Here is a 17,238-nt window from a genome sequence, read left to right as displayed (position 1 = left end):
GTATGTTGCCGGCAAAGCGGAATTGATTGACTGGCTGAAAGTCCGCTCACGGCCATTCCTGTTCTCGACAGCAGTATCACCAGCAGACGCTGCAGCAAGCACGAAAGCAGTCGAATTGCTGATGGAATCCACTGATTTGAATGAAAAACTATGGGAAAACAGCAACTATCTGAAGGACGGGCTGAGAAAGCTCGGCTTCGATATCGGAGACAGTGAAACACCGATCACGCCATGCATTATCGGCGACGAAAACGCGACACAGCAATTTAGTAAGCGGCTGAATGAAGAGGGAGTTTACGCCAAATCCATTGTATTCCCAACCGTGCCGCGTGGAACAGGCCGTGTGCGCAACATGCCGACAGCTGCCCACACGAAGGAAATGCTCGATGAAGCATTAGCCGTTTATGAAAAGATTGGTAAAGAATTGGGCGTTATATAAGTTAAAGAAGCCGGTGTCCGCTGTTTTTCAGCGAACGGGTGCCTGATAAGTTCGTGGCAGCGTAGCTCCTGAGTAGCGGACTTCCAAAGCATGTGGTGACTTCGACGTTCGATACAGGACGTGTCGGTATTTAGTCGAAGGTCCTCCATCGAAGTGTCATTTTACCGGACTTTTTGAACAACCTTTAAACAGAGACATCAGATAGAATTTGCAGCGGAAGAAACAGTAAGGGGAAACGTTATGAAGAAAATACTTGTTACAGGAGCTCGGGGACAAATTGGATCTGAGCTGGTTACAACATTACGTCAGCAATACGGAACAGCGAACATCATTGCATCAGACATCCGGGAAGGGCAGGCGGAAGAAGGCCCGTTTGAAACGCTTGATGTCACGGATGGAAAAGCATTATATGATGCAGCGGAAAAACATAATGTCGACACGATTATGCACCTGGCCGCGCTGTTATCAGCCAAAGCCGAAGCGAATCCGAAGCTCGCTTGGGATTTGAATATGGGTGGGCTGATGAATGCGCTGGAAGTTGCCAGAGAGCTTAATCTGCAATTTTTCACACCAAGTTCCATCGGCGCATTTGGTCCAACCACCCCGAAAAAAGGAACACCACAGGAAACCATCATGCGCCCAACGACGATGTATGGTGTGAATAAGGTTGCCGGTGAATTATTGTGTGATTATTACTACTACCGTTATGGGGTGGATACCCGCGGTGTCCGGTATCCGGGGCTCATTTCCTATGAAACACCACCCGGCGGAGGAACGACCGATTACGCCGTTGAAATTTATTATGAAGCAGTCCGCAACCGGCAGTACACGTCGTATATCGATGCCGGCACTTACATGGATATGATGTACATGCCGGATGCATTGCAGGCAATTATCAAGCTGATGGAGGCAGATCCGGACAAGCTCGTGTACCGGAACGCCTATAATATTTCTTCCGTATCCGCAGCACCGGAGGATTTTGAAAAAGCTATCCAAAAGCATATACCAGACTTTACGCTAGATTACGATGTGGATCCAGTCCGCCAGCGAATTGCCGAAAGCTGGCCAGACAACCTCGATTCCACAGCAGCCGCCAAAGAATGGGGCTTCCAGGCAGAATATGATCTCGACAAAATGACAGCAGACATGCTCGAAAAACTATGCACGAAATAAGATTTATAGAAAAACGTTCCCTCACTAGCCGGAGGGAACGTTTTTTTGTTGGGGTCGGGGACGGGTTCCTTGTCCCGGGTTGGGTTCGGGTCCGAATGGAGTGATTTAGCGTTGAATCGAGCGAGAGCAGTGCCAAAACGAGCGAGAGCGGAGCCAAATCGAGCGACGCCCGCCAAAAGTCGCGCGAAAACCAAGAAACTCGCGCGTCTCGGCCCAAAAGTCGCGCGAAAACCGAAAAACTCGCGCGCCTCGGCCCAAAAGTCGCGCGGCCCGGCCCGAAAGTCGCGCGAAAACCAAAAAAGTCGCGCGTCCCGAACCGAAAGTCGCGCGAAAACCAAAAAAGTCGCGCGTCTCGGCCCAAAAGTCGCGCGAAAACCAAAAAAGTCGCGCGTCCCGAGCCGAAAGTCGCGCGAAAACCGAAAAAGTCGCGCGGTCCGGCCCAAAAGTCGCGCGACGGCCCCGCCGAACCAAGCCAACCTAAAAAGAAGAAATCGGCTGGCCAGCCGATTTCCTTCTCCTACTCAACACCCAGCAATAATCGAGCCAGATGCACTTATGCTGTATACATCGCTTCTACCTTTTCTTGCAGCTCTTTGTCTGCAATATACTCGTCATAGCTCATTTCTTTATCCACGATGCCGTTTGGTGTGATTTCAATCAGCCGGTTGGCAATCGTTTGAATGAACTCATGGTCATGTGACGTGAACAAAATGGAGCCTTTGAATTTTTTCAGGCCGTTGTTCAACGACGTGATGGATTCCAGGTCGAGATGGTTGGTCGGCTCATCCAGAACCAGCACGTTGGCGTTCGACAGCATCATTTTCGACAGCATGCAGCGGACGCGCTCACCACCGGACAGGACACTTGCTTTCTTCAGTGCCTGTTCGCCTGAAAATAGCATGCGGCCAAGGAAACCGCGCAGGAATGTCTCGGTCTCGTCTTCCGGTGAATATTGCCGCAGCCAGTCGACCAATGGCAGGTCATTCCCGTCAAAGTAGGCGGAATTATCCCGCGGGAAGTACGATTGGGAAGTCGTTACCCCCCATTTGTACGTGCCGGCATCCGGTTCCATGTTGCCCATCAAAATTTCGAACAGCGTCGTCTTGGCAATGTCATTTTTTCCTACGAATGCAACTTTATCATCCTTATTTAATGTAAAGCTGACATTGTCGAGCACTTTTTTGCCGTTGATGGATTTGGTCAGTCCTTCGACAATCAATAGATCATTGCCGATTTCCCGCTCCGGCGTGAATGCAATATACGGATACCGCCGTGATGATGGTTTAATGTCATCGAGCGTAATGCTGTCCAGGAGCTTTTTCCGTGAGGTTGCTTGGCGCGACTTGGACGCGTTGGCGCTGAAGCGCTCGATGAAGGTTTTGAGTTCTTTAATTTTCTCTTCCTTCTTCTTATTCTCTTCTTGTGCCATTTTTTGAGCGAGCTGGCTGGATTCGTACCAGAAATCATAGTTGCCGACGTAAATTTCAATTTTGCCATAGTCAACATCGGCAATGTGTGTGCATACCTTGTTTAAAAAGTGGCGGTCATGGGATACAACAATGACCGTGTTCTCATAGTTAATCAAAAATTCCTCCAGCCACTGGATGGCATGGATATCAAGCCCGTTTGTCGGCTCATCGAGAAGCAGAATTTCCGGGGTGCCAAAGAGAGCTTGAGCGAGCAATACTTTTACTTTGTGCTCCTCAGGCAGGTCGGCCATTTTTGCCGTATGCAGGGATTCATCAAGCCCAAGCCCCTTTAGAAGAACAGCTGCATCGGATTCCGCTTCCCAGCCGTTCATTTCGGCAAATTCGCCCTCAAGCTCGGCAGCGCGCATGCCATCCTCTTCGGAAAAGTCAGGCTTCATGTAAATGGCGTCTTTTTCTTGTTTGACTTTATACAATTGTTCATGCCCCATCAGGACTGTTTCCAGCACATCGTATTCTTCAAATGCGAAGTGGTCCTGTTTCAATACAGCCATCCGTTCACCCGGTGTCACGGATACATTGCCGGATTGTGGATCCACTTCACCGGAGAGCACCCGCAGAAAAGTTGACTTGCCGGCACCATTTGCGCCAATGACCCCATAGCAATTGCCGGGGGTGAATTTCAGATTGACATCTTCGAACAGTTTCTTATCGCCATATCGCAAACTTACATTATTCACAGTTATCATGCGTCAACGTCCTCCAAAAAAATAGAATCAATGTAAGCGTACGAAATTTAAGCCAATTCGTCAACGTATACACATGGTTTGAGCCACATCCTTAAAGAGTCCGGCACTTCCTCCGATAGAAAACCAGCTTTATCGCATGAATGTCGAAAAAAAGACTATTCATTTTTTCGATTATATGAAACAATTAGGAAAACTGCCTTTAATGGTTGGAACCAAGAGGCGCTATCATGATGAAGGGGGAAGGCGATGAGTTCGAAAACCGTTTATTTACTTTTCACGGATACCGGTACTTGCTTGGCCCGGGTGATTAATTTCGTTACACGTCAGCCGTTAAATCATGTTTCCATCACGTTTGATCCGGAATTGCGGGAGGTATATAGCTTTGGCAGGAAGCGCCCACGCAATCCATTTATTGGCGGGTTCGTGAAGGAGGATGTCCAGAGTAGTTTCCTAAGCAGCTCGGACTGTGCGCTGTATGCCTATGTACTGACGGAAGAAGATTGCCAGCGGGTGAAAAAACGGATTGCCGAAATTGAGAAAAATAAACGCCATTATAAATATAATTTCATTGGGCTGTTCGGTGTGTTGCTGCAGATTAGACTGCGCCGGGACAATGCTTTATTCTGTTCACAGTTCGTTGCAACGGTTCTTTTGGATGCCACAGCGGTAAATTTCTCCAAACCAGCTTGTTTCATGACACCGACAGACATCCGGAATCATAAAGGTATGCGGCTGGTATATGAGGGGCGCCTTGCTGACTATTGGCACAATGGGTGGCGATCACCACAACAAACAGATGCAGGTACGCCAGACAAGAAAACAATGGTGACGCCACTGACTAAAAAAATCAAGCGGCTTGTCATCCGTTAAAAGGAAGCTTACAGTAGGGGTGAAGCTTCTTTTTTCAGCAGGCCCCAACTGGGTTAAACCCGGAGCTGCTGCTGAAAAGACTTTGAACAAGAATTTAGAGGTGAAAGACGATGGAACGGGCAAACAACTACCGTCTGCTGCAATTGCGTGAAATACTATTCAACAATACGGATGAGTGGAATGAGCTTGGCATTGACGAACTGATTGATAAGCTGCGGCAGACGATGGGGGAGCGGGCGGTATTTGACCGGCGGACCGTCAAGCGTGATCTGGCTACACTTGATGACATGGACTTTGAAATTGTCCGCAATACGGGGAAGTTTGGCAAGACCCTCTATAGCCACCAGTCGCGTTTATTCGAGACATACCAGCTGCGGCTGATTATTGATGCGATTCTGTCCGCCCGTTTCATTACGACCAATGAAAAGAAAAAGTTAATCCAAAAGGTAAAAGAACTGACAAGCAGGCCGATTGCCAAAACATTGCCTGAGCCGATTTTGTTCAGTCAATCGTCCAACATGGATTATGAACTGGTCAAGCTGAATATTGACCGTGTGCACCGGGCAATATCGGAAGGCAAAGTGCTTACGTACCAGTACGGAAAATTTAACGTGAAAAAGGAATTTGTCTACCATCGGGACGGGATGATTTATCATGTGGAGCCATATGCGCTCATCTGGCAAAACGATTATTACTATTTAATCGGCCTATTCCAGGATAACGACGAAATTCGGCACTATCGCCTTGACCGGATCCGCAACATACGTGTAAGTGACGAAACGTTCAAAAAGCGGGATTTCGACTTGCAGGAGTATGTAAGTCAAAGTTTTCACATGTTTGCCGGGGAGGAGATGTGGATCAAAATCCGTTTCCATAATGAGCTGATAAATGTTGTGCTGGACAAGCTTGGATATGATGCGGATATCCGGGAGCTTGATGATGAGCATTTTGTCCTGTCAACGAAGGCCAAACTGTCCGATGGGCTCATCAGCTGGATACTGACGTGGGGTGACCGTGCCAAAGTTCTCTCGCCAGATCATCTTGCCGAGCGTGTCCGGGAACAGATAAACAGGATGCAGGATATGTATGCCGGGGAGTGAAGCGCTAAGGGAAGGGCCGGCCCTGTATGTCGGGGGCCCTGTGCACTTAACCAAATGTATTATTCGGTGTGTCCGCTCTCCAATTCGATCCCCAATGATTCGTAAGGCACGTCGATTTTAAAGGACAGATTGTTGGCTTCCAGGTCAAAGTGCTCTACACTGATCCGAAAGTTACTCTTGATCTGCATATCGGTTACGGCTACATAGATTTCTTCATTCGCCGGGTCGACTGTCACCCATTCCGGCATCGGCAAGTACTTCTTTAAATACTCCATAATTTTTTTGTTAGGAAGCTGGAGCTGTCCGACGGAGATGGATTTTTGCTTCAGGATGACATCCCCATTTTCCTGCACGAATGGCTCCAGATGAACGGATACCGGGACAGAAGAGGAAAATACAGGGAGCTCCCCGACCAATTTCACATCATCATCCAGTGTCACTCGATAATGGTGGCTGCTTTCTTCCAGCAGTTTATCGATATAGGCATTCACGAGTTCATTCAAATTCTGCTTGGTTGTACGGACGACGAATTCGGAACTGCGGCTGCTGTCTTCCTTTTCGGGCTCAGGTGTATCCGTTTCGGGAACAGGCCAGAACAGCAACGCGGCAATAAATAGGAAAATGAGTGCGTTCGCGCCGCACAGCCAGAAAAACAGCCGCTTCCATGTATTTTTTGTCTTTTTATCTTTCGGCAATGCCTGCACCCCTTCTAATCGGTGATATAATCCAGTACGCGTCTGGCAAACAATTGATAGCCCCGGTGATTAGGATGGAAATGATCATCCGCGAGTAAGTCGTCATCGCCATCTGTCGTGTTAAACAAATCGGCTATCGGGATAAAATTCGTTTGCTTAAATTGGGATGTGACCGTTTCCCCTGTCTGATTCCAATTTTTAACGATTGTATTAAGTTCTTCAATGTCCTGAAAGTAGCGCCCGAACGGGTTATAAAACCCAATCAGGTAAATAGCCGCATCGTCATTCAGATCCTTCATCGTCTGAAAAATCTCCTGAAGCTGTCTTTTGTACGTCTCCTGTGGCTGTTCGAAGTCGCTCATCTCCAGGCTGGTGAAATTTTGCTTCAGTACTTGCATAATGTCGTTGGCGCCAATCGTGATCAGGATAATGTCCGCCCTTTTGATGGATTGTTCAATTTCCGGTTTATCCAGACGCTTTAAAAGCTGATCGGATCGATTGCCGCGCTTCCCGTAATTATCGAAGGAGACGAGCTGCTTGTTCTGGTTGATTTTGCCTTCCAGAATGCCGACATACCCGCCTTCCACGACGTCATCCCCGACGCCTTGTGTCAGTGAGTCACCAATCGCGGTTACATGCATTTCTTCTTTTGTGAAAAAGTCCATCGTGCGCTGAACAGCCTCGTTTAGCAGTTCCTGCAGCTGGGAGACCGGCTCCTTAGTTGTTTCGTCAGGCTCTTCATCCTGCGCTTGAACGGTTTTATTGTCCGATTCGTCTTGTTCGGCTTCATCTGCTTTTTGTTCTTTCTGCGTGCTGGTATCCGCATTCGGACTGATCGGGCTTTCCGGCTGCTGCCACAGCAGAAAGACGCCCGCGACAAGAACTAATAAACTAAAAAAAATACCGAATTGCTTCTTGTTCATACGTTTCACACCTATGCTGTATAATCCTTGCTGCCGGCACCAGGTTTGCAAATAAGGAATTGGCGCCAAGTCTTTCCTGACGCAGCTGGTGAGGCTATGTTATAGTGTGCCAGCTGTCTTCTCCTGCCGTAAAGAAATTAGTGATTTGGAGCTTGGGTGGATGCTTGTATTTAAACGGTTACTACCAGTATTATTTATCCGTTTCTTTCATTATACCATGCTGCATAGTAAAAATAATCCCCGATATATCCTATGCCCCAACATACACATCCGCCCTTTCACGAAGGCGGATGCTGGTCGGTCCGGATGGCGGACGGGATTAGAAGGCAGTCAAAAGTTGGAACAGATTAATGCTTCCGTGCTCTGGGGTTGATCGTAGCTGCCGACGGGTTGATTCATGTCGCTGACGGTTGATTAAAACGTTTACGGGTTGATATATCCGGGGCACGTGTTGATATCCTGCGCCGACCAGTTGATTCATGCCACAAATCGGACGATATCTCACAGCCTTTTTTAATGCGACTGTAATCATTTCAATTAAAAAAGGAGCTTTGCACGGTGTTACGTACAATAGCTCTTTTCTAATTACAGATGCGGCTGTAAAAGCAATCTTAATAGGCTGATACGGTTTCACTTTTCAAAAAGGAACGGATAAGCGACCCCCACTTATCAAATTCAGTCAGGAAGCCGTCGTGGCCAAAATCTGTCTGAATATGATGATAGGTGCTGTTAGGCAATTCATTGGATAACTGCTTGATGACGGGGGGTTCATAGACGAGATCTTTGTCAAAGCTCATGACAAGTGTTGGCTGGTGCAGCTGTTTGGCCGCTTGTTTCCAGCCGCCGCGGCCGCCTCCGATATCATGATTGTTCATCGCCTCCAGCAATGTAAGGTAGCTATTGGGATCAAACCGGCTAATCAGTTTTTGCCCCTGATAATCCAAATAAGTGCTCACGTCAAATGCATCGTCGGTCTGTTTTCGGCCGAACCGCGCCCTGAAAAGATCCGGACTTCGGTACGTGACCATGCCAACCATCCGGGCGACAGCAAGCCCGTTCACTGCATCGTAATGACCACTTTGCCAGTTTGGGTCCTGCCTGATAGCAGTACTGGCGATATGGTTGAAGGCGATGCCATAGTCAGAGAAAACCGGTGTTGCTGCAAGGACAATGAGTTTTTCCATGAAGTTTGGATAGAGAAGGCCCCATTCCAGTACTTGCATACCGCCGAGCGATCCGCCGATGACCGCTTCGGCTTCTGTGATACCAAGCTTTTTCATTGCCTGATGCTGTGCATGGACCATATCCCTAACGGTAATCGGGGGAAAGTCACACGCATAGGCGCTGCCGGTTCTCGGGTTAGTAGAAGCGGGTCCAGTTGATCCGTCACAGCCGCCAAGGACATTGAGGGTCAGCACCCGATAATGGTCTGTATTAATCGGTTTGTCAGATCCAATCAGCCCGCTCCACCAGCCGGGATTGGTCTCGGTGCCAATAGCCAGATGGTTGCCTGTCAGTGCATGGCATACCAGAATAACAGGTGCGTCAGCCGGTCCGCTCCGTTCGTAAGCCATCGTAACATCAGCAATCGTGTCGCCTGATTCTGTCTGGAAAGGACCAATGGAAATGCTTCCCGTTTGCATCCTGGTGGCCGTGTTGTTCATCTGTGACCCGCTCCTTTTTCACCAAATTAATTTCCGTACAAAAGCCGGCCCGCATACCGTTTGCCCATCATCATCCGATGAAGACAAACGGACGGGCCTATACCTATATCAAACGTTGACAACTACTTGCTGGGCATTGCCGCTGCGCAGGCGTGCGGCTTCTTCAAAAGCATCTTTACCGGAAATAACGGTGATGCCTGCTGCAGTGGCTTTATCAACGGTTTCCGCAGCTGGCTGGGGCTGGACAGTCCACAGAATGCTGCCACCTTTTTGCGCCAGCTGGTCAATTAGTTCTGGTGCCAGCGACGCGTCTGAAGTCAGGACAGCATCAATTGTTGCAGGAGTTTCCGGCAATTCGATGCTGGCTGCTGCATCGGCGCTGGTTGTCTCGATACGAACGATTTGGAATCCGAGCTGCTCCAGCTGTTTGGCCTGACGGGACGCACTATCCGTTTCACCTTTTTCAATAACAGCGATCGTTTTTTTACGGAGCCCTCCATCGGCCCTGTCAAACGGTGATGAAAGAAGCCAGCTGATCGCGTCATCTTCAGTTGTCTTGATGGTTGGCGCTTCACCGGTTGCTTTGGCGATGGCCTGATCAAGATCTGCCAGCGTGTCTTCGGTTGATTCCAGTCCAATTGCCAGACGGACAAGTTCTTCCGTTACACCGCTTTTGACAAGATCCTTATCACTAAGCTGCTGGTGGGTCGTTGAAGCCGGGTGAATAATTAGTGATTTGGCATCACCAACATTGGCAACGTGTGACCAGAGTGTGATGTTGTCAATCAATTTTCTTCCGGCGTCACGTCCGCCTTTAATGCCAAATGTAATAATCGAGCCATATCCATTCTGCAAATATTTTTTGGCCATTTCATGGGACGGATGGTCTTTCAAGCCAGGGTAATTGACCCATTCCACGGCTGGATGCGCCTGCAAGTAAGCAGCAACTTTTTCCGCATTTTGGTTATGACGTTCGATGCGCAGATGGAGCGTCTCCAATCCCTGAAGCAGCAGAAAGGCATTTTGCGGACTTAAGCAGGCACCGATGTCACGCAGCATCTGGACTCTTAATTTCGTCGCAAATGCAGCTGGTTCAACGTCGACATACCGCAGGCCATGATAGCTCTCATCCGGTTCAGTTAATCCCGGGAATTTGCCATTGGCCCAGTTGAATCGTCCGCCGTCAACAACAACACCGGCGATGGCTGTTCCGTGACCGCCAATCCATTTTGTTGCAGAGTGGACGACAATGTCAGCGCCCCATGTGAGCGGTTTGGTGACATATGGTGTTGCAAATGTATTATCAATAATCAGTGGAATACCGTGGTCATGGGCGATACTGCCAATTGTCTCGATGTCGAGCACATTCAGACTCGGGTTCGTGATGATTTCGCCAAAAATAGCTTTCGTTTTGTCAGTGATGGCATTTTGGATTTCATCCGGGTCCGTTCCATCGACAAAAATAACATCGATCCCGTATTTTGGCAGCGTGTTCGCGAAAAGGTTGTACGTGCCGCCATACAGATTGCTGTCGGCAATGATCTCATCACCGCTGCCTGCGATATTCAGAATCGAAAGCGTAATGGCCGCCATGCCGGAAGAGGTAGCCACTGCAGCTGATCCGTCTTCCAGAAGTGCTATCCGCTGTTCGAATGCGTCAATCGTCGGGTTGCCGATACGAGTGTAAATGTTTCCCGGTTCCGCTAATCCGAACAGATTTTGCGCGTGCTCGGAGTCCCTGAATACATAGGATGTCGTCTGATAGATTGGCACCGCCCGTGACCCTGTTGCCGGATCCGGCTCCTGCCCGCCATGCAGAAATTGTGTTTCCTGATTGTGCAGATGAAAGTTTGTCATAAAAAATTCCTCCTTTTGGGTTACGTACTTTATTTTTGAACCTGTTCCATTTCGTCTGGAGGAAGAGGAGAAATGAAAAAGCCCCCTTCCATAAGAGAAGAGGGCTTTGTGTTTGAAACCGTCCTCCTCTTATCTTCCAGATCTCTACTGACCTGTAGGATTTAGCACCTTGCAAGACAAATCTTGCCGGTTGCCGGGCTTCGCAGGGCCTATCCCTCCACCGCTCTTGATAAGAGATGAAATTGTATTAATTTAATGAACATTATATACATGTGTTCATCTGAAAGTCAACAGGAAAATTGAAAAAAGTTAATTTCCTGCCTGACGCCGCACTGGCCTGCGATAGGTTGCACCCATATACAGGATCAAAGCAATCCAAATGAGCACAAATGATAACAAGTGTGCTGTGGAGAACGTTTCCCTGTACACAAACACACCGAGGATAAGCATGATGGTCGGAGCAATATACTGCAAAAAGCCAATCATCGATAATGGAATCTCTTTTGCTCCGAACGCAAACAGAAGCAAGGGCACAGCTGTTGCCACACCCGCACCAATCAGCAAAAGCCCTGTACCGGAAAACATAACAGCGCCCGATAGAGACTCCCCACTGAATAGAAACAGATACAATAGCGCCAGCGGAGTAACGATGATCGTTTCAACCGTCAGCCCGAACATGGCGCTGATATCCACCGTTTTTTTCAGCAGCCCGTATAAAGCAAACGTCAATGCCAACAGAATGGAGACCCATGGAAATACCCCGAAACTGACAGTCAGGTTAATGACGCCGATTGCGGCCAAAATGAATGAAAAAATTTGCCGCCGTGTCAGTGTTTCCTTGAGCACGACCATTCCCAGCAGGATACTGACAAGCGGGTTAATGTAATAACCGAGACTGGCCTGAATGACGTGATCATTATTCACCGCCCAGATGTAGGTGAGCCAGTTCATACTGATAACGACCGATGCCAGCGAGATACCGATCAGTTTCTTTTTATCTCTCAGAATGACTTTACATTCATGGATGAACGGCCTCCATTTCCTTACAGATAATACAACAATAATCATAAAGACAAATGACCAAATGATACGATGAGCAAGTATTTCACCGGCCGAAACCGCATCCAGCAGTTTCCAATAAATCGGCAAAAATCCCCACAAAATATACGCACCTGTCGCATACAAAATGCCTATTTTGTTTGCCTGGTTCATCTCGGGAACCCCCTTTATTCAAATGATTAAAACTTAATGAGTGCAGCGCTGATGAGCTGTCTTTTTTGCGCAGCAAACAGGCTGTCGTGTGTTTGTAAATAAGCCAATTTTAGAATCTATTTTGAAAAAAGGCAATTATGATGCACTGCAATGGGAGCATATTTTTGTGGAATGGTTCCTGGCACTTTTTTTGCGGCATAGTGAAAGATACTTGCGCTAATGGGATGATAGCTTTGCTTTAAGGTTGATACTTACAAACTGGTTAATACTTGCGGGCGACCGGTTGATATTTCCCGCATTCGGGTTGATTCTTCCGTAAACTAGTTGATACTTGCGGGTGACCGGTCGATATCCTGCGCGAACCGGTTGATATATCCCGCATTCCGGTTGATTCTCTCGTAAACGGGTCGATACTTGCGGGCGACCGGTCGATATCTCATGCGCACCGGTTGATATCTCCCGCATTCCGGTTGATTCTCTCGTAAACGGGTTGATTCTCGGCAGCAACCGGTCGATATTCCGCGCAAACCGGTTGATATCTCCCGCATTCCGGTTGATTCTTCCGTGAACGGGTTGATACTTGCGGGCGACCGGTTGATATCCTGCGCGAACCGGTTGATATCTCCCGCATTCGGGTTGATAATCTCCGCAAATAGGTCGATACCCCCACGAATAAATGGATAACCCTGCTATCGGACACCCTCCCAATTCAAACAGTATCTTTTTCATCACCCTCAGTAGAAAAAACGCTTTCAAATTACTGGCAAATGGAATATGATAATAGTATAGAAGGTTGTTAGTTTTCAGATTTCAAACAGGGAGGTATTTTGGCGATGGCGAATAACGATAAGTATTTTGAAACGTCTGTTATCCATGATGGCTATAATCCGGACTATATGCTGGGGAGTCTCTCAAGTCCTTTGTTCCAGACATCGACGTTCACGTTTGAAACAGCGGAGCAGGGGGAGCGCCGTTTTGCCGGAATGGAGGATGGTTATATTTATTCACGGCTGGGCAATCCAACGGTCTCAGTTCTGGAGGAGAAAATGGCGGCACTGGAAAATGGGGAGCGCGGGCTGGCATTCGGTTCAGGAATGGCGGCTGTTTCGGCAATTCTGATTGCGCTCACAAAGGCAAATGATCATATTTTATGTTCGTCAGGTTTGTATGGGTGCACGTTTGGACTTCTGACGATGATGGAGGAGAAGTACAATATAACGCATGACTTTTCCGACATGCGCACGAAAGAGGAGATTCGCTCACATATCAAGTCTGAAACAGCGTGCATCTATGTCGAGACGCCAATCAACCCGACGATGAAGCTGATCGACTTGGAAATGGTAGCCGAGGTTGCACACGAATATAATATCCCGGTGGTCGTCGATAATACATTTTCATCCCCGTATTTGCAGCGGCCGCTTGATTTGGGCTGTGATGTCGTTCTGCACAGTGCTACCAAATACATTGGCGGGCACGGGGACGTCATTGCCGGGGTCGCTGTCGGGAAAAAGGACTTTCTCGATGAGGTGGCGATGACGACGCTAAAAGATATTGGCGGTGTGATGGCCCCATTTGATGCATGGCTGCTGATCCGCGGGCTGAAAACATTGCCGATTCGGCTGGACCGGCATTGTGATAATGCGGAGAAAATGTTCGAGCGGCTCCGTCAGCATCCGAAAGTGGCTCGTGTCTATTATCCGAATGATGACACGCATCCTGATTATCCGATCCGGCAAAAGCAGATGAAACGCGGCGGCGGTGTTCTGTCGTTTGAAATCGACGGGACAAAAGCGGAGGCACAGCAACTGCTGAACAGCCTGAACTTCATCAAAATTGCTGTCAGTCTTGGGGATGCGGAAACATTGATTCAGCATCCGGCTACGATGACCCATGCGGTTGTTCCGGAAGCATCACGCACGGAAATGGGCATCAGTGACCAGCTGATTCGCTTATCGGTCGGTCTTGAGGCTTGGGTGGATGTCTGGGCTGATTTGGAACAGGCATTGAATCAACTGCAAACAGCAGGAACATATACAACTGTAAAGGAATAAACCCCACCTCAAGGTGCAGGCGCCTGTACAAGATTAACGCCTTTCAGCTCTGGATAAGAAAAATGCTAGTGCTTACAGCAGATCAATAACAGAAGTAGTAAAAATAAAAACGCTTAGATGTAATTAGATGTAATTCTGAGCGTTTTTTCAGCTTCTTATTCAACGTGCCGATACTTTAAACCATTCAGACTCTAAAAGTTAAAACATTTTTCCATTTTTAACAGTCTCGAGGTCCGTAATAATTTGATTGATTTGTTTCTTTAGCCATTTGGACTTTTTAAAGCTTAGCAGGTATAAAATTTTAAATAAATAAAGGTCAAACGTAGAAGTACCAACCTTATCCTGATTAGCAATGATATTCATAAGCTCACCTCCAACCTTTTACCGATTAAGTGCTACCGTTAACCATATTATACTCCATATTCAAGAAGGAGAAAACTGCCTATCCACAGAAAAATTGCAATTTGAGTTATGAGATACATTGCAAATTCAAAGGATGAGAGTTTTCGTTCACGTTTCGTTTTTTTCAAATGTCTAACATGAAAAAACGAACACAACAGCAGTATTGCTATAGATAATTCATATATGCTTGCCAAGATGCTAATCAAAAGCATTCCCCCCCTGTTTGATTTAAACAAAACCAGACCATTGTTAAACAATCTCTATAGGAAAAATTATAAACCAACACAAAGTAACTTGCCACGCCGACTTTAGAACCTGTTTTTTTCAATGGAGCAATACCTTGTGAATTCCACCCAGGACCAATTGGTATGTTATTTCTGTTTCGGGATGCTTTCCGGCGGGTATGATGCGGTAAAGGTGCATACGCTAGAAGAAGACCATTGCCGGATTACAGTAGAGAGGAAAATTATGCTATATTAAGGGTGATGGGATTGCTGATAAAGTGAGGTTTTGTCTGTGGGATTCTGGTCACTGTTTTTAGGGTGCATTCTTGTATTTAATATTGCCTTGGCACTGACAATTATTTTTCTGGAGCGCAAGGATGCGACTGCAACATGGGCGTGGCTGATGGTGCTCATGTTCATCCCGATTGCCGGATTCATTTTATATTTAATTTTTGGGAGACGCATCAGCGGCGAGCGTATTTTTACGTGGGATACGAAAAGCAAGCTCGGTGTGAAAAAGGCTGTGCAGGAACAGCTGCGCGCGATGGAAGAGGATGAGTTTCCATTTAAACATCGGGGGCTGTCCGCGTACAAGGATCTTTTTTATTTGCATTTGCGCAATGATGATGCCATTTTCACACAGGATAACAGTGTCCGGATTTTCACTGATGGGGAAGAGAAGTTTGCTGCACTATTGGAGGACCTGGACCGTGCGGAGGACCATATCCACCTCCTGTACTATATTCTCCGGCATGATCAATTAGGCAGAAAAATTGCCGATATTCTGATCAGAAAGGCCAGACAAGGAGTGGAAGTGCGGGTGCTGTTTGATGATATGGGCTCGCGGAGAATAAGCAGGAAGTATCTGAACCGCATGCGCAAAGCGGGTATTGAGATTGAGTCCTTCTTTCCGCCGAAGATACCGAAAGTCAATCTGAAAATCAATTACCGGAATCACCGGAAATTGGCCATTATGGACGGGAAAATTGGCTACATCGGCGGGTTTAATATTGGTGATGAGTACCTCGGGCATAATAAGCGGTTTGGCTATTGGCGTGATACGCATTTGCGTATATGCGGCGATGCGGTGGCAAATATGCAGACACGCTTCATTCTCGACTGGAACCAGGCATCCCGCAATGATATTATGTATGCGGATCGCTATTATGATCATGAACCGTGTGGTGATGTCGGGGTACAGATTGTTTCCAGCGGGCCGGATTCCGACTGGGAGCAGATTAAGAATGGCTATATTAAGATGATTATGTCGGCAAAAGAATATGTGTACATCCAGACGCCGTATTTCATTCCGGATGACAGCCTGCAGGATATACTGCGGATTGCGTCTTTGTCGGGAGTCGATGTGAAAGTTATGATCCCCAACAAGCCGGACCATCCGTTCGTCTATTGGGCGACGATGTCCTATGTCGGGGATCTGCTTAACGCCGGGGCAGAAGTGTATATTTACCAGAATGGGTTTCTGCACGCCAAGACCATCATTGTGGATGGAAAAATTGCCTCCGTTGGCACAGCCAATATTGATGTACGCAGTTTCCGGCTCAATTTTGAAGTAAACGCCTTTTTATATGATCAGGGATTGTCGGAGCGGCTACTCGCGGCATTCAAAGAAGACATTGCCGTTTCCACGCAAATGACAAAGAAACTGTACGTGAAACGTTCGCTGGGCATTCGTTTCAAAGAATCGTTTTCACGGCTGCTTTCGCCGATATTGTAGCCATCCAATGAGTAAACCGTACAAGGATGTGCAGACTAATTACACAACAATAGGTAATAGGAACATGGAGGAATAAATATGGAATCGAAACCTTGCAGAAATTCACTGGCTATTAAAACATCACACGTGCTGCCGCCGGACACGAACAATCATGGGACACTTTTCGGGGGTAAACTGATGGCACATATAGATGATGTGGCCGCTATTGCCGCTGTCCGTCATGCTCGAAAGCTGGTTGTCACCGCATCAACGGATTCTGTTGACTTTCTGGCACCGGTCAAAGAAGGGGACTCCGTCTGTGTCGAAGCATTTGTAACGTGGACGCACACCACGTCGATGGAAGTTTTTGTCAAGGCAGTTACCGAAAATTTACTGACGGGAAGCCGGAAAGTCTGCACGACAGCCTTTTTGACGTTTGTCGCGATTGATGACGATGGCAAGCCGACTTCCATTCCAAAGGTGTATCCGGAAACCGACCAGGAAAAAAAGCTGAATGAATCCGCGCCGGAACGTGCTGAACAGCGGAAGAAGCGGCGGGAGCACTCCAAAGAAATGGCCGCAACATTCGGCACCGATTATCCTTGGAATCAAAATGTATAATTTATCTTTCCGGCTTGACTTTTCAAAATAGCCCTTTTTCCATTATGATAGGTTCATTGTAAAATGAAATGCAACAGCTAAATAAATAGAAAGCCATCGTGAAACCACGTATAATTA

General features: G+C 47.5%; 17 protein-coding genes and 1 riboswitch. Of the genes, 8 read left to right on the top strand and 9 right to left on the bottom strand.

Annotated features, from left to right (window positions below):
* Positions 1-439, top strand: a 439-nt coding sequence (locus ACFSUO_RS16035; RefSeq protein WP_382395951.1) for an aminotransferase class I/II-fold pyridoxal phosphate-dependent enzyme, incomplete at its 5' end; no start/stop codon positions are given.
* 240 nt (positions 440-679) lie between these two features.
* Positions 680-1,612 (top strand): L-threonine 3-dehydrogenase, encoded by a 933-nt coding sequence (locus ACFSUO_RS16030; RefSeq protein WP_382395949.1) that lies wholly within the window; start codon positions 680-682, stop codon positions 1,610-1,612.
* A gap of 553 nt (positions 1,613-2,165) precedes the next feature.
* Here ACFSUO_RS16030 and ACFSUO_RS16025 read toward each other — a convergent pair.
* Positions 2,166-3,788, bottom strand: a complete 1,623-nt coding sequence (locus ACFSUO_RS16025; RefSeq protein ID WP_382395947.1) for an ABC-F family ATP-binding cassette domain-containing protein — start codon at positions 3,786-3,788, stop codon at positions 2,166-2,168.
* 246 nt (positions 3,789-4,034) lie between these two features.
* Here ACFSUO_RS16025 and ACFSUO_RS16020 point away from each other — a divergent pair, with 246 nt between their 5' ends.
* Complete coding sequence (locus ACFSUO_RS16020; protein ID WP_382395945.1) at positions 4,035-4,658, top strand: hypothetical protein; 624 nt, start codon at positions 4,035-4,037, stop codon at positions 4,656-4,658.
* A gap of 110 nt (positions 4,659-4,768) precedes the next feature.
* Complete coding sequence (locus ACFSUO_RS16015; RefSeq protein ID WP_382395943.1) at positions 4,769-5,758, top strand: helix-turn-helix transcriptional regulator; 990 nt, start codon at positions 4,769-4,771, stop codon at positions 5,756-5,758.
* 59 nt (positions 5,759-5,817) lie between these two features.
* On the opposite strand, the gene ACFSUO_RS16010 is transcribed toward ACFSUO_RS16015, so the two are convergent.
* The 6 genes from ACFSUO_RS16010 to ACFSUO_RS15985 all read right to left on the bottom strand — a co-directional run bounded on the left by ACFSUO_RS16010 (position 5,818) and on the right by ACFSUO_RS15985 (position 12,838).
* Positions 5,818-6,453 (bottom strand): YpmS family protein, encoded by a 636-nt coding sequence (locus ACFSUO_RS16010; protein WP_382395941.1) that lies wholly within the window; start codon positions 6,451-6,453, stop codon positions 5,818-5,820.
* Between the two features lie 14 nt (positions 6,454-6,467).
* A complete protein-coding gene (locus tag ACFSUO_RS16005; RefSeq protein ID WP_382395939.1) occupies positions 6,468-7,376 on the bottom strand; it encodes an SGNH/GDSL hydrolase family protein in 909 nt (302 codons plus the stop codon).
* 611 nt (positions 7,377-7,987) lie between these two features.
* The gene (metX, locus tag ACFSUO_RS16000) at positions 7,988-9,040 is read right to left on the bottom strand and encodes a homoserine O-acetyltransferase MetX (RefSeq protein WP_382395937.1); all 1,053 of its coding nucleotides are present in this window, start codon (positions 9,038-9,040) and stop codon (positions 7,988-7,990) included.
* 108 nt (positions 9,041-9,148) lie between these two features.
* Entirely contained in the window at positions 9,149-10,897 is a 1,749-nt protein-coding gene (locus ACFSUO_RS15995; RefSeq protein WP_382395935.1) for a PLP-dependent aspartate aminotransferase family protein, read from the bottom strand.
* A gap of 126 nt (positions 10,898-11,023) precedes the next feature.
* Positions 11,024-11,133: riboswitch (SAM riboswitch) on the bottom strand.
* A 73-nt stretch (positions 11,134-11,206) separates the two neighbouring features.
* Positions 11,207-12,109, bottom strand: coding sequence for an EamA family transporter RarD (gene rarD, locus ACFSUO_RS15990; RefSeq protein ID WP_382395933.1), 903 nt, complete (start codon positions 12,107-12,109; stop codon positions 11,207-11,209).
* 216 nt (positions 12,110-12,325) lie between these two features.
* Positions 12,326-12,838, bottom strand: coding sequence for a hypothetical protein (locus ACFSUO_RS15985; protein WP_382395931.1), 513 nt, complete (start codon positions 12,836-12,838; stop codon positions 12,326-12,328).
* A gap of 104 nt (positions 12,839-12,942) precedes the next feature.
* Between ACFSUO_RS15985 and megL the strand changes: the two genes are divergently transcribed.
* Complete coding sequence (megL, locus tag ACFSUO_RS15980; RefSeq protein ID WP_382395929.1) at positions 12,943-14,160, top strand: methionine gamma-lyase; 1,218 nt, start codon at positions 12,943-12,945, stop codon at positions 14,158-14,160.
* 198 nt (positions 14,161-14,358) lie between these two features.
* Here megL and ACFSUO_RS15975 read toward each other — a convergent pair whose 3' ends face one another.
* Both ACFSUO_RS15975 and ACFSUO_RS15970 read right to left on the bottom strand, forming a co-directional pair.
* Positions 14,359-14,523 carry a hypothetical protein gene (locus ACFSUO_RS15975; protein ID WP_382395927.1) on the bottom strand — a complete coding sequence of 55 codons (165 nt, stop codon included), beginning with the start codon at positions 14,521-14,523 and terminating at the stop codon, positions 14,359-14,361.
* Positions 14,524-14,570: 47 nt separating this feature from the next.
* A complete protein-coding gene (locus tag ACFSUO_RS15970) occupies positions 14,571-14,774 on the bottom strand; it encodes a hypothetical protein (RefSeq protein WP_382396097.1) in 204 nt (67 codons plus the stop codon).
* 115 nt (positions 14,775-14,889) lie between these two features.
* Here ACFSUO_RS15970 and ACFSUO_RS15965 point away from each other — a divergent pair, with 115 nt between their 5' ends.
* From ACFSUO_RS15965 to ACFSUO_RS15955, 3 genes are all read left to right on the top strand, one after another.
* Entirely contained in the window at positions 14,890-15,042 is a 153-nt protein-coding gene (locus tag ACFSUO_RS15965; protein ID WP_382395925.1) for a hypothetical protein, read from the top strand.
* A 36-nt stretch (positions 15,043-15,078) separates the two neighbouring features.
* The gene (cls, locus tag ACFSUO_RS15960; RefSeq protein WP_382395923.1) at positions 15,079-16,521 is read left to right on the top strand and encodes a cardiolipin synthase; all 1,443 of its coding nucleotides are present in this window, start codon (positions 15,079-15,081) and stop codon (positions 16,519-16,521) included.
* 78 nt (positions 16,522-16,599) lie between these two features.
* Entirely contained in the window at positions 16,600-17,121 is a 522-nt protein-coding gene (locus ACFSUO_RS15955; protein WP_382395921.1) for an acyl-CoA thioesterase, read from the top strand.
* The last annotated feature ends 117 nt before the right edge of the window (positions 17,122-17,238 follow it).

The sequence above is a fragment of the Lentibacillus juripiscarius genome (assembly GCF_042685205.1).
GTDB lineage: Bacteria > Bacillota > Bacilli > Bacillales > Amphibacillaceae > Lentibacillus > Lentibacillus juripiscarius.
The sequence above is the reverse complement of the archived record's forward strand: the minus strand, read 5'-3'. Positions and strand labels throughout refer to the sequence as shown.